Annotated in this window: 23 protein-coding genes; 6 read left to right on the top strand and 17 right to left on the bottom strand. The window is 55.0% G+C overall.

Annotated elements, in window-relative coordinates; translation table 11 throughout:
- The first annotated feature begins 44 nt into the window (after positions 1-44).
- Genes ppdD through hofC form a run of 3 tightly spaced genes read left to right on the top strand, consistent with a single transcriptional unit; the run spans position 45 to position 3068 of the window.
- Positions 45-488, top strand: coding sequence for a prepilin peptidase-dependent pilin (ppdD, locus tag H7A81_RS05835; protein ID WP_097118349.1), 444 nt, complete (start codon positions 45-47; stop codon positions 486-488).
- Positions 488-1876, top strand: a complete 1389-nt coding sequence (gene gspE, locus H7A81_RS05830) for a type II secretion system protein GspE (RefSeq protein WP_182056979.1) — start codon at positions 488-490, stop codon at positions 1874-1876. Before ppdD ends, gspE begins: the two co-directional genes overlap by 1 nt.
- Positions 1869-3068 (top strand): protein transport protein HofC, encoded by a 1200-nt coding sequence (gene hofC, locus H7A81_RS05825; RefSeq protein ID WP_182056978.1) that lies wholly within the window; start codon positions 1869-1871, stop codon positions 3066-3068. The genes gspE and hofC overlap by 8 nt, the downstream gene beginning before the upstream one ends.
- A 117-nt stretch (positions 3069-3185) precedes the next feature.
- On the opposite strand, the gene H7A81_RS05820 is transcribed toward hofC, so the two are convergent.
- Positions 3186-4226 (bottom strand): GMP reductase, encoded by a 1041-nt coding sequence (locus tag H7A81_RS05820; RefSeq protein WP_058960894.1) that lies wholly within the window; start codon positions 4224-4226, stop codon positions 3186-3188.
- A gap of 219 nt (positions 4227-4445) precedes the next feature.
- Between H7A81_RS05820 and coaE the strand changes: the two genes are divergently transcribed.
- From coaE to yacG, 3 genes are read left to right on the top strand one after another with little or no spacing between them, the layout of a single operon-like run.
- The gene (gene coaE, locus H7A81_RS05815) at positions 4446-5054 is read left to right on the top strand and encodes a dephospho-CoA kinase (protein ID WP_182056977.1); all 609 of its coding nucleotides are present in this window, start codon (positions 4446-4448) and stop codon (positions 5052-5054) included.
- A gap of 4 nt (positions 5055-5058) precedes the next feature.
- On the top strand, positions 5059-5802 hold the full coding sequence (zapD, locus tag H7A81_RS05810) for a cell division protein ZapD (RefSeq protein WP_034829657.1): 744 nt from the start codon (positions 5059-5061) through the stop codon (positions 5800-5802).
- Between the two features lie 7 nt (positions 5803-5809).
- A complete protein-coding gene (gene yacG / locus H7A81_RS05805) occupies positions 5810-6007 on the top strand; it encodes a DNA gyrase inhibitor YacG (RefSeq protein ID WP_034829659.1) in 198 nt (65 codons plus the stop codon).
- A 29-nt stretch (positions 6008-6036) separates the two neighbouring features.
- Here yacG and mutT read toward each other — a convergent pair whose 3' ends face one another.
- From mutT to ftsI, 16 genes are all read right to left on the bottom strand, one after another.
- Positions 6037-6432 (bottom strand): 8-oxo-dGTP diphosphatase MutT, encoded by a 396-nt coding sequence (mutT, locus tag H7A81_RS05800; protein WP_034829661.1) that lies wholly within the window; start codon positions 6430-6432, stop codon positions 6037-6039.
- A gap of 111 nt (positions 6433-6543) precedes the next feature.
- Entirely contained in the window at positions 6544-9249 is a 2706-nt protein-coding gene (secA, locus tag H7A81_RS05795; protein ID WP_034829663.1) for a preprotein translocase subunit SecA, read from the bottom strand.
- Between the two features lie 75 nt (positions 9250-9324).
- Positions 9325-9825: a secA translation cis-regulator SecM gene (secM, locus tag H7A81_RS05790; protein ID WP_182056976.1), complete on the bottom strand. Its 501-nt coding sequence runs from the start codon at positions 9823-9825 to the stop codon at positions 9325-9327.
- Positions 9826-10093: 268 nt separating this feature from the next.
- Positions 10094-11011: a UDP-3-O-acyl-N-acetylglucosamine deacetylase gene (gene lpxC, locus H7A81_RS05785; protein WP_182056975.1), complete on the bottom strand. Its 918-nt coding sequence runs from the start codon at positions 11009-11011 to the stop codon at positions 10094-10096.
- Between the two features lie 101 nt (positions 11012-11112).
- Positions 11113-12267: a cell division protein FtsZ gene (ftsZ, locus tag H7A81_RS05780; protein ID WP_034829667.1), complete on the bottom strand. Its 1155-nt coding sequence runs from the start codon at positions 12265-12267 to the stop codon at positions 11113-11115.
- A 71-nt stretch (positions 12268-12338) separates the two neighbouring features.
- Entirely contained in the window at positions 12339-13595 is a 1257-nt protein-coding gene (gene ftsA, locus H7A81_RS05775; RefSeq protein WP_013507861.1) for a cell division protein FtsA, read from the bottom strand.
- The gene (ftsQ, locus tag H7A81_RS05770; RefSeq protein WP_045816937.1) at positions 13592-14431 is read right to left on the bottom strand and encodes a cell division protein FtsQ; all 840 of its coding nucleotides are present in this window, start codon (positions 14429-14431) and stop codon (positions 13592-13594) included. Before ftsQ ends, ftsA begins: the two co-directional genes overlap by 4 nt.
- Position 14432: 1 nt before the next feature.
- Positions 14433-15353, bottom strand: a complete 921-nt coding sequence (locus tag H7A81_RS05765; RefSeq protein ID WP_182056974.1) for a D-alanine--D-alanine ligase — start codon at positions 15351-15353, stop codon at positions 14433-14435.
- Positions 15346-16821: a UDP-N-acetylmuramate--L-alanine ligase gene (gene murC, locus H7A81_RS05760; protein WP_166934047.1), complete on the bottom strand. Its 1476-nt coding sequence runs from the start codon at positions 16819-16821 to the stop codon at positions 15346-15348. The genes H7A81_RS05765 and murC overlap by 8 nt, the downstream gene beginning before the upstream one ends.
- A 69-nt stretch (positions 16822-16890) precedes the next feature.
- A complete protein-coding gene (murG, locus tag H7A81_RS05755) occupies positions 16891-17949 on the bottom strand; it encodes an undecaprenyldiphospho-muramoylpentapeptide beta-N-acetylglucosaminyltransferase (protein ID WP_166934045.1) in 1059 nt (352 codons plus the stop codon).
- Positions 17946-19160: a cell division protein FtsW gene (ftsW, locus tag H7A81_RS05750; RefSeq protein WP_034829677.1), complete on the bottom strand. Its 1215-nt coding sequence runs from the start codon at positions 19158-19160 to the stop codon at positions 17946-17948. The genes murG and ftsW overlap by 4 nt, the downstream gene beginning before the upstream one ends.
- Positions 19160-20476 carry a UDP-N-acetylmuramoyl-L-alanine--D-glutamate ligase gene (gene murD / locus H7A81_RS05745; protein ID WP_182056973.1) on the bottom strand — a complete coding sequence of 439 codons (1317 nt, stop codon included), beginning with the start codon at positions 20474-20476 and terminating at the stop codon, positions 19160-19162. The genes ftsW and murD overlap by 1 nt, the downstream gene beginning before the upstream one ends.
- A 2-nt stretch (positions 20477-20478) precedes the next feature.
- The gene (gene mraY / locus H7A81_RS05740; protein ID WP_034829683.1) at positions 20479-21561 is read right to left on the bottom strand and encodes a phospho-N-acetylmuramoyl-pentapeptide-transferase; all 1083 of its coding nucleotides are present in this window, start codon (positions 21559-21561) and stop codon (positions 20479-20481) included.
- Positions 21555-22916, bottom strand: a complete 1362-nt coding sequence (gene murF, locus H7A81_RS05735; protein ID WP_182056972.1) for a UDP-N-acetylmuramoyl-tripeptide--D-alanyl-D-alanine ligase — start codon at positions 22914-22916, stop codon at positions 21555-21557. Before murF ends, mraY begins: the two co-directional genes overlap by 7 nt.
- A complete protein-coding gene (gene murE / locus H7A81_RS05730) occupies positions 22913-24400 on the bottom strand; it encodes a UDP-N-acetylmuramoyl-L-alanyl-D-glutamate--2,6-diaminopimelate ligase (RefSeq protein ID WP_182056971.1) in 1488 nt (495 codons plus the stop codon). The genes murF and murE overlap by 4 nt, the downstream gene beginning before the upstream one ends.
- Positions 24387-25589 (bottom strand): peptidoglycan glycosyltransferase FtsI (gene ftsI, locus H7A81_RS05725; protein WP_182056970.1); only part of this gene is annotated, 1203 nt, incomplete at its 5' end. The genes ftsI and murE, both read right to left, overlap by 14 nt.

Below are 25589 nucleotides of genomic sequence, written 5' to 3'. Positions count from 1 at the left end.
ACGCCGTTTTCTACCTTAGCCGCTCCACAACAAGGAGCTGAATAATGGATAGACAACAAGGTTTTACCCTCATCGAATTGATGATAGTGATTGGCATTGTGGCCATTCTTAGTGCTATTGGCCTGCCCAGCTACCAAAATTATCTACAACGCGCCGCGCTGACTGACATGCTGCAAACCATGGTGCCTTATAAAACCGCCGTGGAACTCTGCGCAATTGAACGTGGCGGCCCCACTCAATGCCAGGCGGGTGCAGGCGGCATTCCTGCTGCCAAAGGTTCACGCTATGTGGCCTCGCTAACCGTCGTGAATGGCGCCATCACCTTAACGGGTCAGGAGAGTCTTACCGGGTTGAGTGTAGAAATGACACCTATCTGGAACACCACGGAAGGCACGCTGGACTGGCAACGCAGTTGCACCAGCACCAATGCCAGTCTGCGCGACAGCTGTCTTGAACAGTTCCGCTTCACCGATAAGGACACTCACTGATGGCACAGCCCAATACCCCGATCCAGACCTTATGCGCACGTTACCAGGCGGTGATGCTTCAGCATGACGCCACATCACTGCGCGTCGCAGTAGCCGAGACGCCCGATCCGCTGCTGCTGGAAGCCCTGCAATTCGCCAGTCAGTGCAAAGTCGAAGTCGAGTGCTGGCCAGCGGCACGACTGGAGCAACTCCTGCACAACCCTGATGACTCGGCGACGTTGCACGAACCGGCCGCTACCGAAACAGCGATTAATGCCGTTGAACAGATTTTGCGCCAGGCGATCCAACGCCGTGCTTCTGACGTGCATTTTGAACCTCAGCAGCAGGGGTTACGCGTCCGATTACGTATTGATGGCGTCTTGCACAAACTGTCACATTTGCCAGATGCACCTACGGCTGCGGTGCTTGCCAGACTGAAAATCCTCGGCGGGCTGGATATCGCCGAGCGTCGCTTGCCACAAGATGGGCAATTCACACTGAACCTTGACGATCAACAGGCCGCATTTCGCCTTTCTACTTTACCCATTAGTCACGGTGAGAAAGCCGTGGTGAGACTGCTGCAAAGTGAAAACAGCGCGATCGCACTGGATAAACTCGGCATGCCGGTTACCCAACTCCGGTTACTGAAGCACGCGCTGGCTAAACCTCAGGGACTGATACTGGTTACCGGGCCTACCGGCAGCGGTAAAACCTTCACTCTCTACAGCGGATTAAGCGCTCTGAATGTGCCGGATAAAAATGTCTGCAGTGTAGAGGATCCCGTTGAAATTCCATTAGAGGGCATTAACCAGACGCAAATCCAACCGCGTAGCGGGCTCGATTTTAACCGTGTACTGCGGGCTCTGCTGCGACAGGATCCGGATGTGATTATGGTGGGTGAAATCCGCGATGCCGAAACGGCCAGCATTGCCGTTAAAGCGGCGCAGACCGGACATCTGGTGCTATCAACATTGCACACCAATTCGACGGCGGAAACGCTCACGCGTCTGCGACAGATGGATATTCCCGGTTACCTGCTCGGCCCGGCATTACAGTTAGTCATCGCGCAGCGTCTGGTACGACGGCTCTGCGAGCACTGCCGCCAGCCAGCACAAGCCCTGGCACATCTGCCACACAGCATTTGGCCTGGCACCTTACAAACATGGCGCGCGCCAGGCTGTGACCACTGCTTCTCGGGCTATTACGGACGCCTGGCGTTGTTTGAGGTGCTGCCGATGAGTAACAAGTTACAAAACGCGATTTCAGCCGATATGCCGCTGGAGCACATCATCTCACTGGCCAATGAAGGCGGGATGAAAACCCTGCTCGCCGCCGGGTTGGAGGCGGTGAGTCGCGGTGACACCTCCTTTGAAGAAGTTCAGCGGGTTGTGGGATTGGAGGATGGCTAATCTCTACCATTATCGCTGGCAGGCGCTGGACACGCTGGGCGCGTTACGGCAAGGAACCTCATTAGTTGCCAGTCAGGAAGTGCTCCTGCAGCAACTCTCAGATCGCGGTATGCTGCCGGTTAGCTGGCAGCGTGGGCAATGCTGGCGCACGCGTGACTGGAAATGGCAGCACAAAATTGACCTTGTTCGCCAGTTGGCGACCTTGCTCAAGGCAGGATTGCCGCTGGCGGAGAGTCTGACGTTGCTGGCTGAGGGGCACCCCCATGCTGGCTGGCGCGAACTGCTTAATGAATTGCAACGTCGGGTAATGTCCGGAGAGGCATTTTCATCTGCACTTCGCGCCTGGCCGCAGATCTTCCCCGCGCTGTTTCCGGCATTAATGGAAGTGGGTGAACTCACCGGTCAGCTTGATGAATGCTGTCGCCAGCTGGCGTTACAGCAAAGCAAGCAACAGCACTTGAGACAGAAAGTGGTTAAAGCTCTGCGCTATCCATTGTTTATCTTGCTGGTGGCGCTGGCGGTGAGTGCGGGCATGTTGCTGTTTGTGCTGCCCGAATTTGTCTCCGTGTATGCCAGTTTTGATGCCCCCCTTCCCGCCTTCACCGCCGCCGTGATGAGTCTGTCAGCGTTTTTACAACAGGCAGCGCTCCCCCTGGCGATAACGATAATGTGCTTATTGTTCGGCGCAAGGTGGGTTTACCGTGGTTCTGTGCACTGGCAAATACGTGTTCATCGCTGGCTATTGCGTCTGCCGTTGCTTTCAACACTCTGGCGCGGTGGTCAGCTCAGCCAGATTTACGCCATCCTGCAATTAACGCAGCAGGCTGGACTCACGTTATTACAAAGTCTGCAAGCCGTTGAGGTCACGCTGGGATCGCCACTGTGGCGTGAAGCGATTATCGCGTTACAGCGGCATATCGCTGGCGGCTTACCACTGCATCAGGCTATGCAGCATCATCTGCTTTTCACCGCGCTCTGTGCACAACTGATCCGTGTCGGTGAGGAAGCGGGGGCGCTGGATGTCATGCTGGCACGATTAGCGGAGTGGCATGAAGCACAAACGCTGATGCGGGCTGATGCACTGGCGGCTTCGCTCGAACCCTTGATGATGATCGTGATCGGTGGAATTGTCGGGACGTTAGTGATTGCCATGTATCTGCCGGTATTTGGCTTAGGGGATGCGATTCGTTGACAGATGCGCACGGTGCGCACCTGTCTTCAACCTTCAACCTTCAACCTTCAACCTTCAACCTTCAACCACCGATAATCGACTTTCAGCCATCAGCCATCAGCCATCAGCCATCAGCCATCAGCGCGTGAATACCCGATTTTCCTGTTCCGCCACACGAATAAACGTGGTGCGCTTTGTCAGTTCTTTAAGGCGTGCTGCACCTACGTAAGTGCAGGCCGAACGCAGGCCGCCGAGGATATCCTTCACGGTGTCCTCCACCGGGCCGCGCAGTGGCAGACGAACGGTTTTCCCTTCCGCAGCACGATACTGGGCAACACCGCCGACATGGCGTTTCATCGCGGATTCTGAGCTCATACCATAGAACAACATAAACTGCTCGCCCTGCTCTTCGACGATGTTTCCTTCGCACTCATCGTGCGCCGCCAGCATGCCGCCGAGCATGACAAAATCTGCACCGCCGCCGAAAGCTTTCGCGATATCCCCCGGCACCGAACAGCCGCCATCGCTGACGATCTGTCCGCCGAGACCGTGCGCCGCATCTGCACACTCAATCACCGCAGACAGCTGCGGGTATCCAACGCCGGTTTTCACACGTGTAGTGCAGACCGAACCGGGACCAATGCCGACTTTGACGATATCCGCGCCAGAGAGGATCAACTCCTCGACCATTTCACCGGTGACCACATTTCCCGCGCAAATGGTTTTGCCTGGGAAACTTTCACGCACTCGCTGCAGGAACTCAACAAAGTGCTCGGAGTAACCGTTGGCAACATCAATGCAGATGAAATTGAGCTGAGGCGATAAAGCGAGAACAGCGGCGAGCTTAACGAAATCGGCTTCGGAGGTACCGGATGACACCATCACATGCCCAAGCACTGCAGCCGGCACGCGCTGGATAAATGCCTGCCAGGCTTCCACGCTGTAATGTTTATGCACTGCCGTCAGGACATTGAAGCCCGCCAGTGCTTCGGCCATGGTGAATGTGCCCACGGTGTCCATATTGGCGGCAATCACCGGAACGCCGGTCCAGTTCAGACCTGAATGCTTGAAAGTGTAGGTGCGTTCAAGTTCAACCTCAGAACGGCTTTTCAGGGTGGAGCGTTTGGGGCGGATCAAAACATCTTTAAAGCCCAGTTTTAAATCTTCTTCAATACGCATAGCTGAGTGTCCTGGTTAGTGACGACGAACCGCAGTTCGGGTAGCGCTCACGGCTCCAGTGTCGTTATCATACGCGCCATTCGTTCCGCGACAAGACTGCGAATTTCACTTTATTTAAGCTACAATCCCTTAAATTTAGCTGAGAAAATTGATTGTGATCATGCTCTCATCTTATTGCGGCTGATGGTCGCCCAATGAAGACAATTTTGAGAGAACGCTATGCCTTTTACCGTTGCGCTCACCGGAGGAATTGGCAGTGGTAAAAGCACCATTGCCAACGCTTTCACCGCGCTAGGCGTTGATATTATTGATGCTGATGTGATTGCGCGAGAAGTGGTTGAACCTGGTTCACCCGCCCTGCAGGCGATCGTTAAACGCCATGGTGAGTCAATATTGACCGCCGAAGGAGCGTTGTATCGGGCACGGCTGCGCGAGATTATTTTTCAGCAGCCGAAAGAAAAAAACTGGCTAAATCAGCTGCTTCATCCTCTTATTAATGCCCGTACACAGCAGCTAAAATCATTGGCAACGTCACCCTATGTGTTATGGGTGGTGCCGCTATTGGTTGAAAACGGGTTACAGCATCAGGCTGACCGGGTTCTGGTGGTTGATGTGGATGAAGCTACGCAGTTGCGGCGTACTCAGCAGCGTGATGGCATCACACTTAGCCAGGCAAAAAATATTCTTGCCGCACAGGCCAGCCGCGAGCAGCGTCTGGCCTGTGCGGATGACATCATCGATAACAGTGGTACGCCCGAACAGGCGTTGCCGCGCGTTGCTGAACTTCACCAGCGTTATTTACGCCTGGCAGCAACCGGACAGGATTAACATCATGAGTACAGTCGTTCTGTTTGAACACCCGCTGAATGAGAAGATGCGCACCTGGCTGCGCGTGGAGTCATTACTTAACCAACTGCATGAAACGGTGCCCGTGGTGAATTCCGTCTCTGCATTAGGGGTATTTCGCATCATTGGTGATCTGTTAGATATCTTTGAGCGCGGTGATATGCGTACCGAGTTATTGAAAGAGCTGGAGCGCCAGCAGCAGAAACTTCGCGCCTGGCTTGATGTGCCAGGTGTGGACGAGCACACCGTCAGTAGCCTGCGTGACCGATTGAAACAGCAATCCAGCGAGCTGAATGCGGCACCGCGTATGGGCCAGCAATTGCGCGAAGATCGGTTGATTGGATTGGTACGCCAGCGATTGAGCATTCCTGGTGGCTGCTGCAGTTTTGATTTGCCGAGCCTGCATATCTGGCTGCACCAGCAGCAGTCACAGCGTGATTCGCAGGTTAACGGCTGGCTGGCGTCACTGGTTCCTCTGCGCAATAGTCTGACCATGATCCTTGATCTGGTGCGTCAGTCAGGCGTATTTCGCCATCAAACCAGCCTGAACGGTTTTTATCAGGATAATGCCGAAGGTTCGGATTTGTTGCGCCTCCAGCTCACCCTCGAAGATGCGCTGTACCCGCAGGTTTCAGGCCATAAAAGCCGTTATGCCATTCGATTCCTGCCACTGGACAGCGAGCGTGGTGAAGTGCCAGCCCGATTGAATTTTGAATTAGCGTGTTGTTGAGGTTGTTATGCAGGAAGAGATGATTACCGTACCTTGTCCCAACTGCGGTAAAGATGTGATGTGGGATGAGCTGAGTCCTTGGCGCCCGTTTTGCAGCAAGCGCTGCCAGCTGATTGATTTGGGCGAATGGGCCGCCGAAGAGAAGCGCATTCCCAGCGATAGCGATCTGACCGACAGCGATGACTGGAGCGAAGAACAGCATTAATAAGAGATAAGGGGCTTACGCCCCTTTGCTTAAATTTCGTCAGCCACCAGGCGAGCGATAAGTTCGTGGTTGGCAGGAGGAAACTCTTCCGCGACTAAATCACGCTGTTCCACCCAACGCTGTGGCTGCCCTTCACGGCCGTACGGCTCACCGTTCCAACCTTCCACCAGGAAGAAGTGCAATGTAACGCGCAGATCGTCATAGCTATGATCGGCCAAACCAATCGCCTTCGCGGCTGTCACTTCAATGCCGGTCTCTTCCATTAACTCGCGTTTTAACGCTTGTTCAGCGGTTTCATCCTGTTCAATTTTTCCGCCAGGAAACTCCCATTTATTCGCCATGTAGGAGCTCGCCGCACGCTGAGCAAGGAAGATCTGACGGCTGGCATTGCGAATGATGCCCACTGCGACTTGCAGGTGTTTCATAAGCTGAATTCCGCTTTTAATTAATGAGCGCTGATAGTAATGCAGTCGCCAGGCAATGTTAACTCTGTGGCGACGGCCAAAAGAAAAAGGAGCCCGAAGGCTCCTCATTTATCAGGCCAGGCGGCCATGACACTGTTTGTATTTCTTACCGGAACCGCATGGGCACAAATCGTTGCGTCCCACTTTGCGCTCCCCACCCTGTGCAGCCAGGGCCGCAGCTGCTGCGGTTTCGTCATCAACGTGGCTCAGCTGTTGCTGCTGTGCCAGACGCTCAGCCTCTTCACGGCGTTGCTGTTCCATCGCCTCGACTTCTTCCGGCATGCGCACCTGCACTTTGCTCAGGGTGCTGATCACTTCATACTTCAGTGACTCCAGCATCGCCGCGAACATCGAGAAGGACTCGCGCTTGTATTCCTGCTTCGGATCTTTCTGCGCATAACCGCGCAGATGGATGCCCTGACGCAGATAATCCATCGCCGCCAGATGCTCTTTCCACAGTGAATCCAGCGTTTGCAGCATCACGCCTTTTTCGAAGTTACGCATCATTTCAGCGCCAACCACTTCTTCTTTCGACGCATAGTTTTCATGCGCGCGGCTCATGATACGTTCACGCAGCGTTTCTTCGTGCAGGTCCGGCTCTTTATCCAGCCATTCTGCAATCGGCAGATCCAGATCAAAATCGTTACGCAGGCGTTCTTCCAGACCAGGAACATCCCACATTTCTTCCAGCGACTGCGGCGGAATGTAGGTGTCGATGGTGGCTTTGAACACATCTTCACGGATGCTGTTGATGGTTTCGGACACATCAGACACGTCCAGCAGTTCATTACGCTGGCTGTAGATGGCGCGGCGCTGATCGTTGGCCACATCATCGTATTCCAGCAGCTGCTTACGGATGTCGAAGTTACGGCTTTCCACTTTACGCTGTGCATTGGCAATCGCTTTGGTGACCCATGGATGCTCAATCGCTTCGCCTGGTTTCATGCCCAGTTTACGCATCATGTTAGACACACGATCCGAGGCGAAGATACGCATCAATGCATCTTCCATCGACAGATAGAAGCGGGATGAACCGGCATCACCCTGACGACCCGCACGGCCGCGCAACTGGTTATCGATACGACGAGATTCGTGGCGTTCAGTACCAATGATGTGCAGACCGCCCGAAGCCAGAACTGCATCATGGCGCAGTTTCCAGGCTTCTTTGATGGCCTGAATCTGCTCTTCTGAAGGTTCATCCAGCGCTGCCACTTCGGCCTGCCAGCTGCCACCCAACACGATATCGGTACCACGACCTGCCATGTTGGTTGCGATGGTGACTGCAGCTGGTTGACCCGCCTGTGCCACGATATCCGCTTCGCTGGCGTGGAACTTGGCGTTCAGCACGCTGTGTTTGATACCGGCGCGCGTCAGTTCGTTAGAAACCACCTCTGATTTCTCAATCGAAATGGTACCGACCAGCACCGGCTGGCCTTTCGCAGTGCAAGTACGAATGTCTTCGATGATCGCGTCGATCTTCTCTTTCTCGGTCATATAGACCAGGTCAGCCATATCTTTACGCACCATCGGACGGTTAGTTGGCACCACGATGGTATCGAGTTTATAGATCGAGCTGAATTCAAATGCTTCGGTATCAGCAGTACCGGTCATACCGGCCAGTTTTTCGTAAATACGGAAGTAGTTCTGGAAGGTGATGGAAGCCAGCGTTTGGTTCTCGTTCTGGATTTCCACGCCTTCTTTGGCTTCAACAGCCTGATGCAAGCCATCAGACCAGCGACGACCCTGCATGGTACGGCCAGTGTGCTCATCAACGATGATCACTTCGCCATCTTTTACGATGTAATCGACATCGCGAGTAAACAGCGCATGCGCACGCAGTGCAGCCGTCACGTGGTGCATCAGCATGATGTTGGTTGGCGAGTAAAGTGACTCACCTTCTTCCATAATGCCCTGGCTCACCAGCAGCTCTTCAACTTTTACCAGACCACGCTCGCTCATGTGAGCCTGACGTGCTTTCTCATCGACCCAGAAGTCGCCTTCACCCTGGAAGGTTTCTGAGTCTTCCTTCTCCTGGCGCACCAGGTGAGGAATGATTTTATTCACTTTGGTGTACAGCTCGGAGCTGTCTTCAGCAGGACCGGAGATGATTAACGGCGTACGCGCTTCATCGATCAGGATGGAGTCCACCTCATCCACCAACGCGTAGTGCAGTTTACGCTGTACACGCTCTTCCGGGCTGAATGCCATGTTGTCGCGCAGGTAGTCGAAGCCGTATTCGTTGTTAGTACCGTAGGTGATATCCGCAGCATAGGCAGCGCGTTTCGCCACTGCGGGCATATTTGGCAGGTTGATGCCGATTGACAGACCCAGGAACTCGAACAGTGCACGGTTGTTTTCGGCATCACGCTGAGCCAGGTAATCGTTCACCGTGACCACGTGCACGCCTTTACCGCTCAATGCGTTCAGGTAAGCCGGCAGTGTTGCCGTCAGGGTTTTACCTTCACCGGTACGCATCTCGGCGATGCAACGCTCATTCAGCACCATGCCGCCAATCAGCTGTACATCGAAGTGGCGCATACCAAACACACGTTTACTGGCTTCACGCACCGTGGCAAAGGCTTCAGGAATCAGGCTTTCAAGGCTTTCACCTTTCTTCAGGCGTTCACGGAACAGGTCGGTCTTGGCTTTCAGTTCGTCATCCGAGAGCTTGACGAAATCCGGCTCCATCTTATTGATGACATCGACAATTTTGCGCATACGACGCAGGGTACGATCGTTACTGCTGCCAAAGACTTTGGTTAACAATTTGATTAACATGATAAATTTTTCTCAATTCAGCCGCATTCATGCGGACTGGAAAATCTAAAACAGGATGTGGAAAATCGTTAGCTGTTAAGCAATGGCAGGCCCGGCGCGGATGCCATGAATAGCAGCCTGCCAGTCAGCAGAAGTGTGAATTTGAGGTTCGCGATGACGCAGCGTTTCCTGCGGCTCTAATGCAATAGCGGGTTGAGCTGGCGATGTGAGTAGCGCCTGCAGCGAATCGATTAACGCCAGCTTTTGTGCCGCCAGCGGGACTGTATGACGCTCTTCCGCTTCTGCTGGTGGCGTCATGCTAAATGAGAGGTGGCGAATGACCGTGCGAATGGCATGCTGATGCCAGTAATCGACATTGAAATTTGGTCGACGCGCACTTTCCTGCAGACGGATTAAATGATCGAAATGAACAACATTGCCGACAAACAGGCTGCTGATGGGCGAGTCTGTCGCCGTGGACTCCACACTTTGCGCACAGGCAGGCAAGCCCAAACTGGCCGCCACCATCCCTAACAAGAGATGAGGCCAGAAGTAGCGTCTGCCTAATTGTCGCCAGCGTGAGAAAATCCCGATCACAACCTATCCACAGTTAAATAAAGTAATGAAGCCGTTGCGGTTATCCGCGAACCTGCTCATATGAGCGCCAGATAATAGCACTTATGTGGAGCCAGGACACCAGTGATTAAAGGGCTTACGGGGGATTTCACGTTTATTTGTACAGGCTTTCGCCAGTGATAGCAGAGAATTGAGAGCGGTCTTGCAGGAATAAAAAACAGGCAATAAAAAACGGCAGCTTCCACTGACCGGAGAGGGTGTCAGGGAAACTGCCGTTTTTATGACTGACTTACGCCAGAACTAAATTTGGAGCTTTGAATGCCAGTGGCAGTTCAGCATCGTCTTCGAAGGTTGCCCATTCCCAGGCTTCCTGCTTAGCCAGTACCGCTTGCAGCAATTTGTTGTTTAACGCATGGCCTGATTTAAACGCAGAGAAAGCGCCAATCACGTTGTGGCCACACATAAACAGATCGCCGATCGCGTCCAGCATTTTGTGACGAACGAACTCATCTTCAAAGCGCAGACCGTCTTCGTTGAGTACGCGGAAATCATCAAGACCAATCGCACAATCTAAGCTACCGCCCAGGCACAGGCCTTTAGACTGCAGATATTCGATTTCACGCATAAAACCAAAGGTGCGCGCACGACTGATTTGGCGAACAAACGCATCAGCCGAGAAGTTTAACTGGTAACGCTGCGAGCTTGAGTCAATTGCCGGATGTTTGAAGTCGATAGTAAAGTCGAGTGAGAAACCGTTGTAAGGTTTGATCTCGGCCCACTTATCGCCATCTTCAACACGCACCGTCTGCTTAACGCGTACGAATTTCTTCGCACTGTTCAGCTCTTCGACGCCTGCATCCATCAGCAAGTAGACAAAAGGCGCGGCACTGCCATCCATAATTGGGATTTCGGGCGCATCGACTTCAACAATAATGTTGTCGATACCCAAGCCTGCCAATGCAGCATTCAGGTGTTCAACCGTCGATATACGCACGCCTTCATCATTCACCAGGCAGGTACTCAGCATGGTGTCGCGCACATATTTTGCATCAGCCGGGAAATCAACCGGTGGATTCAAGTCAGTGCGACGATAGATGACCCCGGTATTAGCCGACGCAGGGCGTAAGGTCAGCGTGACTTTCTTGCCGGTATGTAAACCGACACCTGTCGCCTGAACAATACGTTTTAATGTCCTTTGTTTGATCATCGCATTATCTCGCAATATTACCCATCCGACCGCCAGTATAAATTACCAGCGGGCGAATACTTTAGCACAAAGAGCGGAGAATCCCAATTCTCAGGATATTCTTAGTCTGCCTGCTTACGCAGGAAGGCTGGAATATCAAGATAATCTGGCTCTTTATTGGACGATGCTGGCTGGTCGTTGACCACTTTCGCTGCCGGCTTCTGCTCCTGCGGCAACGGCGCCATGCCGTGCTGCTGGTAGCGATGATCCATCACTGGCTGCGAAGCCGGTTTGTTGGTCACCAGCGTAATTTCTGGACGCTTGTCCATGCCAATACCGGTTGCAACGACGGTCACGCGCAGTTCGTCGTTCATCTCTGGGTCCAGAGAAGTACCGATGACCACGGTCGCGTTGTCAGAGGCGAAGGCGCGGATAGTGTTACCCACGGTTTCGAACTCATCCAGACGCAGGTCAAAGCCCGCCGTGATGTTGACCAGCACGCCGCGCGCACCAGACAGATCGATATCTTCCAGCAGTGGGCTGGAGATCGCCATTTCGGCTGCTTCTTCGGCACGGTCTTCACCGCACGCCACGCCGGAGCCCATCATGGCGTAACCCATTTCTGACATCACGGTACGCACGTCCGCGAAGTCAACGTTCATCAAGCCTGGGCGAGTAATCAGCTCGGCGATACCCTGCACCGCACCTTTCAGTACGTCGTTGGCTGCACCAAAGGCATCCAGCAGAGAGATACCGCGACCCAGCACTTTTAACAGCTTGTCGTTCGGGATGGTGATCAGTGAATCAACATGCTTAGACAGCTCAGCGATACCCTGTTCAGCAAAAGCCATACGCTTTTTGCCTTCGAAGTTGAAGGGCTTGGTCACCACCGCAACGGTCAGGATACCCAAATCTTTTGCTACTTCTGCCACGACTGGCGCAGCACCGGTACCGGTACCGCCGCCCATGCCTGCAGCGATAAACACCATGTCTGCCCCTTCCAGCGCAGAACGCAGTGCTTCACGATCTTCCTCAGCTGAGGTACGGCCCACTTCCGGGTTTGCACCTGCACCGAGACCCTTGGTGATTCCGGTCCCGATCTGGATCGTCTGGCCAACCGCTGTCTTACGCAACGCTTGCGCGTCGGTGTTTACAGCGAAGAATTCTACACCTTCGATACGCTCGCGTACCATGTGCTCTACGGCGTTGCCACCGCCGCCGCCGACGCCGATGACTTTAATCACCGCGTCATTGGTTAATTCCATAGGTTCAAACATGATTTCTCTCCGTTATGTGCCTGTCGCCTGGAGATCATAAACATTGCCTGCATGATCTCCTTTTTCAAAAATTAAAACTCTTTCTTCAGCCAGCTATTGATACGTTTAAACCAGTTGCCCACTGAAGCACGTTTTTCCGTTTCTGCATCACCGTTCATATGTGACTCTTTGCCGTAATGCAGCAGACCGACTGCAGTTGAGTAATACGGCTCCTGCGCATAATCCGTCAGGCCGGTGATGTTAAGTGGCTGACCAATACGCACCTGCGTATGAAATACACGCTGGGCGCAAGCGGCCAAACCTTCAATCTGTGCTGCGCCACCGGTCAGCACGATGCCTGCTGCCAGGTGGTGTTTCACGCCCTGCTGGCGCAATTGCTCCTGCAGTTGCAGAATCTCGTCATTCACCAGATTCAGCAATTCGGTGTAACGCGGCTCAATCACTTCTGCCAGCGTTTGGCGTTGCAGACTGCGCGGTGGACGTCCACCGACGCTCGGCACTTCGACGTTTTCATCTTTGCCAACAATCGAACCCAGCGCACAACCATGGCGTACTTTGATCGCTTCCGCATCGGTTGGCGGTGTGCCGAAGGCATAGGCGATATCACTGGTCACCACATTCCCTGCATAAGGGATCACTTTGGTGTGACGCAGTGCGCCGCCGGTGTAAACCGCGATATCCATTGTACCGCCACCGATGTCAACAACACAGACGCCCAGCTCACGTTCATCTTCAGTCAGAACCGAGAAACTGGATGCCAGTCCGGCAAAAATCAGTTGGTCAACTTTCAGGCCGCAACGTTCAACGGCTTTAACAATATTTTTCGCCATATCATTGTGGCAGGTGATCAAGTGCACTTTCGCCTGCATACGCACGCCGGAAAGTCCCACCGGATTCTTGATGCCTTCCTGATAATCAATGGCATATTCCTGAGGAATAACATGCAGGATACGATGTTCATCGCGTACGCGTACGGATTTCGCCGTATGTACCACGTTCTCTACATCATCCTGAGTCACTTCCTCTTCCGAAATCGGAACCATCCCGATTTCGTTCTGACAACTGATATGTTTGCCCGATAAAGCAAGGTAAACCGACGAAATCTGGCAATCAGCCATCAGTTCAGCCTGGTCGATGGCGCGTTGAACGCATTTCACCACCGACTCAAGGTCATTTACGCCGCCTTTATCCATACCGCGAGACGGGCAGCTGCCCACCCCAATAATGTTGACCATACCATCAGGCAGAATTTCCCCAACCAGGGCGGCAACCTTTGCGGTGCCGATTTCAAGTCCTACTACCAGTTTTCTGTCCGTTGCCTTGATCATTGTGGTTTAGCCTGTGCCTGGTTTTGTTGCTGATTACTGTCCTGTGGCTCCAGCGGGGCCGCTGCCCAGCCTACTGCGGCACCGGAGTCGTAGCGCAAATCGACATAGGTAATGCGCTTGTTCTGACTCTGGCCCTGCTGCAGCAGCTCCGGATAGAGCTCAATAAAACGGTTCAGACGCTTCATGGTGTCGCTGCGTCCCAGTTCGATGCGCACATCGTCGCTGGTCACTAACTGCCACGAGCGCCGCGCCGTCATCGACGCGACCTTCAGGGTAAACTTGCCGGCTTTGAGCACATCACTCATGGTGTGATAGCCCGCCAACACCTCTGTTTCACTGCCTTCCGGGCCATATAACATCGGCAATGTTTCTTTACCGATATGACTGGCCGGGACGCTGAAGGAGACGCCATCGGCGTCTACCATGTGTGAGTCATTCCAGCGTGCCACCGGAACATACTCCACCAGGTTAATCTTCAGCTCATCAGGCCACTGCTTACGCACACTGACCTGTTTAATCCAGGGTAAACGCTCAATCTGTTGCTGGATGATGTCCACGTTTTGCGACATAAACGTGCCAGGTGCACCGAGCGACAAAATGGCCTGGCGAATGTCATCATGCGTGGTGTAATGCGTTTCCCCGGTCACCACCAGCTTAGAAAGCGGTAAACGCGACGCATCATTCATCCACTTCAGCACCACCAGCCCACCGGCAGCCATGATGCCCAACACAATCAGCAGGAATACGACGCCAAACAGTCGGGCACCGTTGCTACGCCCGGTGCGCGCACGCTCCTGGGGTTCGCGATTTCGTACACGTATCGCCGCCTGAGACATATCAGTCAGCCAGTTCCAGAATACGCGCCACCAGCTGCGGGAAACTGTATCCTGCCTGCTTCGCGGCCATCGGCACCAGACTGTGGCTGGTCATGCCCGGTGAGGTATTCACTTCCAGCAGCTGGAATTTCCCCTCGCCATCGGTCATCACATCGACGCGTCCCCAGCCGCTGCAACCCAGTGCACGCCAGGCTGCCCATACCAGCGTCTTCAATTCTGCTTCCTGATCGGCACTCAAACCACTTGGACAGAAGTATTCAGTATCGTCAGAAATGTATTTAGCTTCATAGTCATAGAACTCGCTGGTGGTTTTAATTCTGATTGAAGGCAGAATTTCATCACCCAGGATGCCAACGGTATATTCCGCACCACTCAGGAATGCCTCAACTAGCACGTCATTATCGTGGCGAAACGCTTCATCCAGCGCTGCAGGCAAGGCTTCTAACGTGTTCACACGGCTGATGCCGACACTTGAACCTTCACAGCTTGGCTTCACAAACAGCGGCAGCCCGAGCGCATCAATGGCAGCCTGCGTTTGTGCGTCTAAACCCTGCTCCTGCTGCTGACGCGTTAACCAGACGAATTTGCCTGAAGGCAGTCCCCTGCCCTGCCACAGCAATTTGCTGCGCAGTTTATCCATGGTGATCGCAGAAGCCATCACGCCGCTGCCGGTATACGGCAACTGGAGGAACTCCAGCACCGCCTGCAGCGTGCCATCTTCACCGCCGCGACCGTGCAGAGCGATAAAGGTTTTATCAAAGCCCTGCGCTTTGAGATCCAGCACTGACACATCACGGGTATCCACGCCGTGTGCATCAATGCCCATCTCACGCAGACCAGCTAACACCGCACTGCCCGACATCAGCGACACTTCACGCTCTGCCGAGGTTCCGCCCATCAGGACGGCGACTTTCTCAGCCATGACGCGCCTCCGTTTTCGCAGCTGGCTGCAACGCAAGCTCAGCCAGTTTGCGGGCGATCTTGCCGATATTGCCGGCGCCCTGCACGATGATAAGATCGTCACCTGACAACAATGGGGCCAGCGCTTCCGGCAACGCATCGTGCTCAGAGACCAGAATCGGGTCAACCTTGCCACGATTGCGAATCGCGCGGCACAGTGAACGGCTATCTGCGCCTGGAATCGGCGCTTCACCGGCAGGATAAACATCCAGCATCAGCAATACATCAACCTGTGACAGCACGTTAGCGAAGTCATCGAACAGATCACGAGTTCGCGTATAACGATGCGGCTGGAATACCATCACCAGTTTTTTCTCTGGCCAGCCGGCACGCGCGGCTTTGATGGTGACATCCACTTCCGTCGGGTGATGACCGTAATCATCCACCAGCATCGCGCTGCCTGGATTGCCATTGACCGCTGCGGTATCAAATTCGCCCAGCACATCAAAGCGGCGCCCGGTGCCCTGGAAGCTCTCCAGTGCCGCCAGAATCGCGTTATCTTCAATGCCTTCTTCTGTCGCCACTGCAACCGCAGCAGCAGCATTTAAGGCATTGTGACGGCCCGGCGCATTCAGGGTCACTTTCAGCACCGGCTTATCCTGACGAATCAGGGTAAAGTGCCCCTGCGCGCCACGTTGTTCATAGTTTTCGATACGCACATCGGCGTCATCACTGAAACCGTAAGTGGTGACCTGACGGCCTACGCGTGGGATCAAATCGCGGATCACCACATCATCTACGCACATCACCGCACGTCCGTAGAACGGCAGGTTATGCAGGAAGTTGATGAACGTCTGCTTCAGGTTCTCGAAATCGCCCTGATAGGTATCCATATGATCCGCTTCGATATTGGTGACAATCGCCACCATCGGCTGCAGATGCAGGAACGACGCGTCACTCTCATCGGCTTCCGCAATCAGGTAACGGCTGGTGCCCAAACGCGCATGTGTGCCCGCTGCTTTCACCAGGCCGCCATTGACGAAAGTTGGGTCTAAGCCACCTTCGGCATAAATACTGGTAACCATCGCTGTGGTGGTGGTTTTGCCGTGCGTACCGGCAACCGCGATGCCATGACGGAAGCGCATCAGCTCAGCCAGCATCTCTGCACGGCGAATCACCGGGATACGCTGCTCGCGTGCCGCTACCAGCTCCGGATTGTCCTGAGCCACCGCAGTCGACACCACCACCACGCTCGCATCCGTCACGTTTTCCGGGCGATGGTTGAAATAAATGGTCGCACCCAATGAGGCCAGATGCTGGGTCACCGGGTTAGGCGCCAGATCCGACCCGCTGATGTGATAACCTTCGTTCGCCAACACCTCGGCAATACCGCCCATGCCAGCACCACCGATGCCGACAAAGTGAATGTGCCGGACGCGACGCATCTCGGGCACAATGGAACGCAGTTTTGCCAATTGTTGTGTATTCATCTGTCTCAATTACCTGTTGATCTCATTCGTACCTGCATTCAGGTACAGCCGGTCAAACCGACCTATTAATTACTTCGCGACGCGTGCCACTTCCTGCGCAACCCGATCGGTTGCATCAGGAATCGCTACCTGACGGGCTTTCTCAGCCATCGCCAGCAGCGTGGCGCGATCCCAATGGCGCAACGTGTCCGCTACTGCAGTCGCGGTAAATTGCGGCTGCTCGAAAATTTTGGCTGCGCCCGCTTGCTCCAGCGGCAACGCATTCCAGTACTGCTGACGGTCTTTGTGCTGAAACGGCACGAAGATCGCCGGTAAACCTGCGGCGGCCACTTCGCTCACCGTCAATGCGCCCGAACGACACACCACTACATCCGCCCAGGCATAGGCTTCCGCCATATCATCGATAAACTCGGTGACCTTGTGCTGCGGCTGTCCGGCATCGCGATACGCCTGTTGCACCGTCTCCAGCGCGCCTTTGCCGCTTTGATGCCAAATCGTGATGGCATCACCCAGTTCTGCGGCCACCTGCGGCACCGTCTGATTCAGAATGCGTGCGCCCTGGCTTCCGCCGACCACCAGCACACGAATCGAACCGCTGCGTCCACTCAGGCGATCAGCAGGCAGCGGCAGGGCCAACACATCGGTACGCACGGGATTGCCAACCACATCGGCTTTCGGGAATGCACCCGGAAACGCCTGCATCACTTTGGTGGCAATTTTCGCCAGCCACTTGTTGGTCAGCCCGGCAATACCGTTCTGCTCATGCAGCACCACAGGAATACCGCAACTCCACGCGGCTAATCCACCTGGACCGGAAACGTATCCGCCCATGCCGAGCACCACGTCCGGCTGCCAGCGCTTCATGATGCGACGCGCCTGGCGCCATGCATTGAAGATGCGTACCGGTGCCAGTAACTGCGCCTTAACACCTTTGCCGCGCAAACCGCTAATACGGATAAATTCAATTTCGATACCATGTTTCGGCACCAAATCCGCTTCCATTCGGTCAGCGGTTCCGAGCCAGCGCACCTGCCAGCCCTGTTCGATCAGATGGTGTGCCACCGCCAGACCCGGGAACACATGTCCGCCGGTTCCGCCGGCCATCACCATCAGCCGCTTGCTACTCATCGAGCACCTCGGGTAAACGCCTGCGCTTTTGCCAGACGCGTTTCATAATCAATGCGCAATAAAAACACGATGGCGGTCGACATGATGATCAGACTTGAGCCACCGTAACTGATCAGCGGCAGTGTCAGGCCTTTGGTCGGCAGCATGCCTGCGGCCGCACCGACGTTAACCAGCGCCTGGAAGCTAAACCACACGCCAATTGAGCAAGCGAGGAAGCCAGAAAAGCGCTGATCGATCTCCAGAGCACGGCGACCAATCGACATCGCGCGAAAAGCGACGAAGAATACCATTAACAGCGCCAAAACCACACCGACATAACCCAACTCTTCACCAATGATGGAGAAGATAAAGTCGGTGTGTGCCTCCGGCAGATACTCGAGTTTTTGCACCGAGTTGCCGAGGCCCTGGCCCCAGAATTCACCACGACCGAAGGCCATCAGCGACTGGGTCAGCTGGTAGCCGCTGCCAAAAGGATCTTCCCATGGGTTCCAGAAAGAAGTCACACGGCGCATACGATAGGGTTCAGCGATAATCAGCAGCACCACGGCAAAAATACCGGAGCCGATGATCGCCAGGAACTGCCACATTTTGGCACCCGCGAGGAACAACATCGCTAGCGTCGTGACAAACAGTACAACTACAGTTCCGAGATCGGGCTGCGCCAGAAGTAACACGGCCAACACCACCATCACGCCCATCGGCTTACAAAAGCCCCAGAAGTTGTTGCGCACCTCTTCCACTTTGCGCACCAGATAGCTGGCGAGATAGCAAAACAGGGAAAGCTTGGACAATTCGGCCGGCTGAATACGCAGTGGGCCGAGGGCAATCCAGCGCGATGCACCGTTAACCGAACTACCCACCACCAGGACGATCAGCAGCATTGCCACAGACGCCATCAGCATCACGTTGCTGTAGCGCTGCCAGAAATCCATTGGCACGCGCAATGTCACCAGCGCCATGCCTACCGCCAGGGCAATATAGAAAGCGTCGCGTTTAGCGAAGTAGAACGGGTCTTCGTTAAGACGCTGGCCGACCGGCATCGACGCTGAAGTCACCATCACAAAGCCGATAATCGCCAAACCAAAGGTCAGCCACAGCAGCGTACGATCATACAGCACCACTGGCGCATCATCATTTTCACGGCCGCCCATCACCCAATCGCGTAAACGCACGGAGAGGAAGCTGGCAATACCGGCACCTGGAATGCGCATCAGCTCAACTCCTTCGCCAGCTGCGCGAAAATATCACCGCGCTGTTCAAAATTACGGAACTGATCGAGGCTGGCGCAGGCCGGTGACAGCAGCACCATATCGCCCGCCTTCGCCTGAGGTGCAATCTGCTCCATGGCCTGCTGCATCGTCTCTGTGCGCGTGGCGATCTCCGGGCGCAACGCCGCGAGCGCATCGCCGTCACGACCAAAGCAATAGATGCGCACGTTGTCGCCCTGCAAAAAGCGCGTCAGTGCACTGAAGTCAGCGGATTTGCCATCACCGCCCATCAACAGCCACAAGGTGCCTTTCACCTGCAAACCATTGAGTGCCGCCTCAGTACTGCCGACGTTAGTGGCTTTGGAGTCATTAATCCAGCGCACGCCATTGGCTTCATGCACCAGCTGGAAACGGTGCGCCAGGCCAGTGAAAGTCGTTAACGCTTTCAGACTGGAAGCGCGCGGGATATTCACCGCATCTGCCAGTGCCAGGGCCGCCAGTGCGTTGGTGTAGTTGTGCTGGCCCACCAGAGTCATTTCATCAGTATTGAGCACCCTTTCACCCTGCGCCCGCAGCCAGGTGCTGCCCTGCTGCTGGGTCAGGTGATAATCACCGAGATTAATGCCAAAACTGACACAACGTGCATCAACACCGCGAACCGGCATGGTCATACCATCATCGGCATTGACCACACAGACGCGGGCGTTTTCATAAATGCGCAATTTCGCCGCACGGTACTGCTGCATGCCCAACGGATAGCGATCCATATGATCTTCCGTTACGTTGAGAATGGTGGCGGCCGCCGCTTGCAGGCTGTAGGTGGTTTCTAACTGGAAGCTGGAAAGTTCCAGCACATATAACTGTGCCGGAGATTTCAGCAGGGTTAGCGCCGGTAAACCGATGTTGCCACCCACGCCAACCTGCCAACCCGCCGCACGCGCCATTTCACCCACCAGCGTGGTGACAGTGCTTTTACCGTTCGAGCCGGTGATCGCGACAATTGGAGCCTGAGCTTCACGGCAGAACAGTTCGATATCACCGACGATTTCGATACCGGCATCCGCGGCTTCACTTAATGCAGGATGAGCAAGCGCGATGCCTGGGCTGGCAACGATCAAGTCCGACGCCAGCAACCAGTCACTGTTGATACCGCCTACATAGCGTTCAACCGCCTCAGGCAACTTGTCGAGGCCAGGCGGAGACACACGGGTATCCATCACGCGAGGCGTCACGCCCTGCGCGAGGAAGAAATCAACACAGGACAGGCCAGTGATGCCTAATCCGATGATGACGACTTTTCTGCCCCGATAGTCAGCCATGATTAACGTACCTTCAGCGTTGCCAGGCCAATCAGCACCAGCATCAGTGAAATAATCCAGAAGCGCACGATGACACGCGGCTCCGGCCAGCCCTTCAATTCATAGTGGTGGTGAATCGGCGCCATGCGGAAAATGCGTTGGCCGCGCAGCTTGAACGATCCCACCTGCAGAATCACCGACAGTGTTTCAACCACAAACACGCCGCCCATGATCACCAGCAAAAACTCCTGACGCAGCAGCACGGCGATGGTGCCTAACGCGCCACCCAGTGCCAGTGAACCCACATCGCCCATAAAGACCTGAGCCGGGTAGGTGTTGAACCACAGGAAGCCAAGACCGGCACCGACAATCGCGGTACAGACAATCACCAACTCACCCGCATGGCGCAGATACGGAATATGCAGATACTCAGCAAACTTCACGTTACCGGTCGCCCATGCCACCAGAGCAAAGCCTGCTGCCACGAAGACGGTTGGCATAATCGCCAGGCCATCCAGACCATCAGTCAGGTTGACCGCATTACCGGTGCCGACAATCACAAAGTAAGCCAGCAGCACATAGAACAATCCCAGCTGCGGCATGATGTCTTTAAAGAACGGCACCACCAACTGAGTGGCCGGTGTGCCTTTGCCCGCAGCGTAAAGCGCAAAAGCCACGCCAAGGGAAATCACCGACATCCAGAAGTATTTCCAGCGGGCAATCAGACCTTTGGTGTCTTTGCGCACCACTTTGCGATAGTCATCGACGAAACCGATAATGCCGAAACCAATCAGCACCGCCAGCACGCACCACACATAAGGGTTGGATGGATACGCCCACATCAACACCGAGACGGTGATGGAGGTGAGGATCATGATGCCGCCCATGGTTGGCGTACCGCGCTTACTGAAGTGCGATTCCGGACCGTCGTTACGCACCACCTGGCCAATCTGCAGCTTCTGCAGCCAGGCGATCAGGCGCGGGCCCATCCAGAGTGATAGGAACAGAGCGGTCAGCAGGCTGACAATGGCGCGAAACGTCAAATACGAGAAGACGTTAAAGCCGGAATAAAGTGCGACCAAATGTTCGGCCAGCCAGACTAGCATGTTCCTTTCTCCTGTAAGCTCTCGACGACCTGCTCCATGGCGGCGCTACGTGAGCCTTTAACCAAAATAGTGATGTCCTGATGTTGGGACAGCAATGCGCGTAAACGTACAGTCAGCTCGGCTTTGGTGGCGAAATGTTCGCCTTTACCGCTGCTTTCACCGATCAACCGACTCAAAGTGCCGGTACTCAGAACACAATCAATACCTGCTGCCCTGGCGGCTTCACCCACCTGCTGATGGCAAGCTTCCGCTTCATCGCCCAGTTCGGCCATATCACCGACGACCATCACTCGGAACCCCGGCATATCGCCCAGCACCTGTGCGGCTGCTGTCATCGAACCGACGTTGGCGTTATAGCTGTCATCCAGCAGCAGTTGATTGTCTGCCAGACGAATCGGGAACAGACGCCCCGGTACGGGCTGCAGTGTTTTCAAACCGGTTTGGATCGCGCTTAGCGAGGCATCAACGGACAGTGCCAGCGCAGCAGCAGCAAGCGCGTTCGCGATGTTGTGGCGACCAGGCAGCGGAAGCGCAACAGCAATGTCTCCGCGCGGCGTATGCAAGGTAAACAGCGTGGCATCGGCGCGTAGCACGATCTCGCTGGCACGGAATTCTGCATCTGCCATCGGCTGTGGCGAGAAGCGCCACAGGGTCTTATCGACAAACTGCGACTGCCAGTTAGCGAGGTCGTTGCTTTCAGCATTGACGATGGCGGTGCCGTGTACTGGCAATCCCCCAAAAATTTCGCCTTTGGCTTTCGCTACACCGGCCAGTGAACCAAAGCCTTCCAGATGCGCTGCAGCGAGATTATTCACCAGCGCCGTTTCGGGACGCACTAAATCGGTGGTGTAAGCAATCTCGCCCTGATGATTGGCACCCAGCTCAATCACCGCGTACTCGTGTTCTGGAGTCAAACGCAGCAGCGTCATCGGCACGCCGAAGTCGTTGTTCAGATTGCCAGCGGTATACAGAGTTTCACCGCACTGGCGCAGAATTGCTGCTGTCATCTCTTTGACAGAGGTTTTACCGGATGAACCGGTCAGCGCAACCACGCGCGCCTTCGACTGCTGGCGCACCCAGGCGCCGAGCTGACCAAAGGCAATGCGGGTATCTGCCACCACCACTTGCGGCACATCTAAAGGCAAGTGCTTACTCACCAGCAGCGCTTTGGCACCGTTAGCAATAGCATCGCTGGCAAAGTCGTGTGCATCGAAACGCTCACCCACCAGTGCGACAAACAGGCTGCCATCAGCCACTTTACGCGTGTCGCTGGTCACATCATTCAGCGTCAAATCAGCGCCGTGCAGTTGACCACCACTGATTTCAGCCAATGTTTTCAAAGAAACCGGGATCATGCCATCACCCCCAGTAAACGGGCGACGGTGTCGCGATCGGAGTAATCCAAACGACGGTTACCAATGATTTGATAATCTTCATGGCCTTTACCAGCCACCAGCACAATGTCATCGACATTGGCCTGCATCACGGCGTTAGTGACCGCTTGCGCACGTCCCGCGACCACGCGGGCGCGACCGGGATCAAGCAAGCCAGTCAGAATGTCATTCACAATCGCGGCAGGTTCTTCGCTGCGCGGATTGTCATCGGTGATGACCACGATGTCAGAGAACTGTTCGGCAATCGCGCCCATCAACGGACGTTTGCCTTTGTCACGATCGCCGCCGCAGCCAAACACGCACCACAGTTTGCCTTTGCAGTGCAGGCGGGCAGCTTCCAACGCTTTTTCCAGCGCATCGGGGGTGTGAGCATAATCCACCACCACTGTGGGTTTTTCTGGCGCCGTGAACACTTCCATACGGCCACATACCGGTTGCAGCTGAGCAGCGCTTGATACCAGCGCCTCCAGCGGATAATCGAGTGTCAGCAAGGTGGCCAGCGCCAGCAGCAGATTGCTGACATTGAATGCGCCCATCAGACGGCTATCAAATTCCCCGTCGCCCCAGCTGGAGCTGAACTGGATATGCGCACCGCCATCGTGATAATTCACCGCAGTGGCTTTCAACCAGCGTCCACGACAGCCCGGCTGCAGATTGTTAGCCATGGTGACAGCAACGGCATCCGGCAGTTTCTCCAGCCAGCGACGTCCAACCTCGTCATCAGCGTTGATAATGGCTTCGCTAACCTGATGCTCAGAGAACAGCAGCCATTTGGCGGCTTCGTAACCCTGCATATCACCGTGATAATCCAGATGATCGCGGCTCAGATTCGTGAACACGGCAGCCGCGAAGGGCAATGCCGCCACGCGATGCTGCACCAGGCCGTGAGAAGAAACTTCCATCGCGGCCAGCGTGGCACCCTGCTCCACCAGATCATTTAATACATGTTGAACATCTACCGCGGAACCGGTGGTGTTTTCGGTGGCCACCAATTGGCCATATAAGCCATTACCCACCGTGCCCATTACGGCACCGGTTTCACCCAGCAGATTGGCCCACTGCGCCATCAACTGCGTGGTGGTGGTTTTTCCGTTGGTGCCGGTGACACCGATTAATTTAAGTTTTTCAGCAGGCTGCTGATAAAAGCGCCCGGCCAGTGCAGAGAGACGCTGCTGCAACTGCGCCAGGTAGATAACCGGGACGCCGTGCATCTCGCGGATATCTCCATCGCTGGCTTCGCCCTCGGCTTCGGCAATCACTGCCGCCACGCCTTGAGCAATAGCCTGCGGAATAAAACGACGTCCATCAGCATGATGGCCCGCCACGGCGATAAACAGATCGCCAGCAGCCGCTGAGCGGCTGTCTAGTGTCATGTCACGGAGTGGACGCGCCGGCGCACCCGGCACCCACGGGGCCAGTAAATCGCGCAGGTTACGATCGGTCACTTGATTCCTCACTTCTGTTCTTCACCAACTCGTCTTTATCAATTGTCGGCAGCGCATCCGGTTCAATGTTCATGGTGCGTAATACACCGCCCATGATGGCGCCAAACACCGGTGCAGAAACCGCACCACCATAATATTTACCGGCCTGGGGATCGTTGATCACCACCACCAGCGCAAAACGAGGGCGACTGGCAGGTGCAACACCTGCCGTGTAAGCAATGTATTTATTGACGTAGCGTCCATCCGGTCCCACTTTTTTCGCAGTACCGGTTTTAATCGCGATGCGATAACCCTTGATGGCGGCTTTAACCCCACCGCCGCCAGGCAGCGCAACGCTTTCCATCATGTGCATCACCGTTTTCACCAGGTCTTCCTGGAAAACGCGTTCACCCGCCACTGGCGGGTCAACTTTGGTGATCGACAGCGGGCGGTTGATGCCGTAGCTGCCAATGGTTGCGTAGACTCGCGCTAACTGTAACGGTGTTACCATTAGCCCGTAGCCGAAAGAGAAGGTGGCCCTCTCTATGTCAGACCACCGTTGTTTTTGAGGGTATAAGCCACTACTTTCCCCGACCAGCCCCAAATTGGTCGGTTTACCCAGTCCAAAGCGCGCGTAAGTATCTACGAGTGCTGAGGAGGGCATCGCTAACGCCAAACGTGAAACCCCGACGTTACTCGACTTCTGTAAAACCCCGGTAAGGGTCAATTCGTTGTAGCGCGCCACGTCCTTGATCTCATGACCATTGACGCGGTACGGCACGGTATTCAGTACGCTGTTCTCTTTCACCACGCCACGTTGCAGCGCGGTCATCACCACCATCGGTTTGACAGTGGAACCTGGCTCGAAGATGTCGGTAATGGCACGGTTGCGCATCACATCTTTAGGCGTGTTGGAGAGATTGTTCGGGTTGTAAGCCGGGCTGTTGGCCATTGCCAGCACTTCACCGGTGTTCACATCCACCAAAACGGCAGTGCCCGACTCCGCTTTGTTGAACGCCACGGCATTGTTCAGCTCGCGGTACACCAGCGCCTGCAAACGCTCGTCGATGCTGAGCGTCAGGTTGTGCGCCGCGCGGCTGTCCACAGAGGAGATATCTTCAATCACGCGACCGTAGCGGTCTTTACGCACCGTACGCTCGCCTGGCGCGCCAGTCAGCCACTTGTCGAAGCTCTTTTCGATGCCCTCAAT

Source organism: Pantoea sp. ME81 (assembly GCF_903970985.1).
GTDB lineage: Bacteria > Pseudomonadota > Gammaproteobacteria > Enterobacterales > Enterobacteriaceae > Pantoea > Pantoea communis.
The sequence above is the reverse complement of the archived record's forward strand: the minus strand, read 5'-3'. Positions and strand labels throughout refer to the sequence as shown.

What these genes read in the sequence shown, in the direction of transcription:
- coaE (WP_182056977.1), top strand. Translation starts at nt 4,446, where the DNA reads ATGCCTTTTACCGTTGCGCTCACCGGAGGAATTGGCAGTGGTAAAAGC.
- secA (WP_034829663.1), bottom strand. Translation starts at nt 9,249, where the DNA reads ATGTTAATCAAATTGTTAACCAAAGTCTTTGGCAGCAGTAACGATCGT.
- gspE (WP_182056979.1), top strand. Translation starts at nt 488, where the DNA reads ATGGCACAGCCCAATACCCCGATCCAGACCTTATGCGCACGTTACCAG.
- murD (WP_182056973.1), bottom strand. Translation starts at nt 20,476, where the DNA reads ATGGCTGACTATCGGGGCAGAAAAGTCGTCATCATCGGATTAGGCATC.
- ftsA (WP_013507861.1), bottom strand. Translation starts at nt 13,595, where the DNA reads ATGATCAAGGCAACGGACAGAAAACTGGTAGTAGGACTTGAAATCGGC.
- mraY (WP_034829683.1), bottom strand. Translation starts at nt 21,561, where the DNA reads ATGCTAGTCTGGCTGGCCGAACATTTGGTCGCACTTTATTCCGGCTTT.
- ftsQ (WP_045816937.1), bottom strand. Translation starts at nt 14,431, where the DNA reads ATGTCTCAGGCGGCGATACGTGTACGAAATCGCGAACCCCAGGAGCGT.
- H7A81_RS05765 (WP_182056974.1), bottom strand. Translation starts at nt 15,353, where the DNA reads ATGGCTGAGAAAGTCGCCGTCCTGATGGGCGGAACCTCGGCAGAGCGT.
- ftsW (WP_034829677.1), bottom strand. Translation starts at nt 19,160, where the DNA reads ATGCGCATTCCAGGTGCCGGTATTGCCAGCTTCCTCTCCGTGCGTTTA.
- yacG (WP_034829659.1), top strand. Translation starts at nt 5,810, where the DNA reads ATGCAGGAAGAGATGATTACCGTACCTTGTCCCAACTGCGGTAAAGAT.
- ppdD (WP_097118349.1), top strand. Translation starts at nt 45, where the DNA reads ATGGATAGACAACAAGGTTTTACCCTCATCGAATTGATGATAGTGATT.
- ftsZ (WP_034829667.1), bottom strand. Translation starts at nt 12,267, where the DNA reads ATGTTTGAACCTATGGAATTAACCAATGACGCGGTGATTAAAGTCATC.
- zapD (WP_034829657.1), top strand. Translation starts at nt 5,059, where the DNA reads ATGAGTACAGTCGTTCTGTTTGAACACCCGCTGAATGAGAAGATGCGC.
- murG (WP_166934045.1), bottom strand. Translation starts at nt 17,949, where the DNA reads ATGAGTAGCAAGCGGCTGATGGTGATGGCCGGCGGAACCGGCGGACAT.
- lpxC (WP_182056975.1), bottom strand. Translation starts at nt 11,011, where the DNA reads ATGATCAAACAAAGGACATTAAAACGTATTGTTCAGGCGACAGGTGTC.
- murC (WP_166934047.1), bottom strand. Translation starts at nt 16,821, where the DNA reads ATGAATACACAACAATTGGCAAAACTGCGTTCCATTGTGCCCGAGATG.
- H7A81_RS05820 (WP_058960894.1), bottom strand. Translation starts at nt 4,226, where the DNA reads ATGCGTATTGAAGAAGATTTAAAACTGGGCTTTAAAGATGTTTTGATC.
- hofC (WP_182056978.1), top strand. Translation starts at nt 1,869, where the DNA reads ATGGCTAATCTCTACCATTATCGCTGGCAGGCGCTGGACACGCTGGGC.
- mutT (WP_034829661.1), bottom strand. Translation starts at nt 6,432, where the DNA reads ATGAAACACCTGCAAGTCGCAGTGGGCATCATTCGCAATGCCAGCCGT.
- murF (WP_182056972.1), bottom strand. Translation starts at nt 22,916, where the DNA reads ATGATCCCGGTTTCTTTGAAAACATTGGCTGAAATCAGTGGTGGTCAA.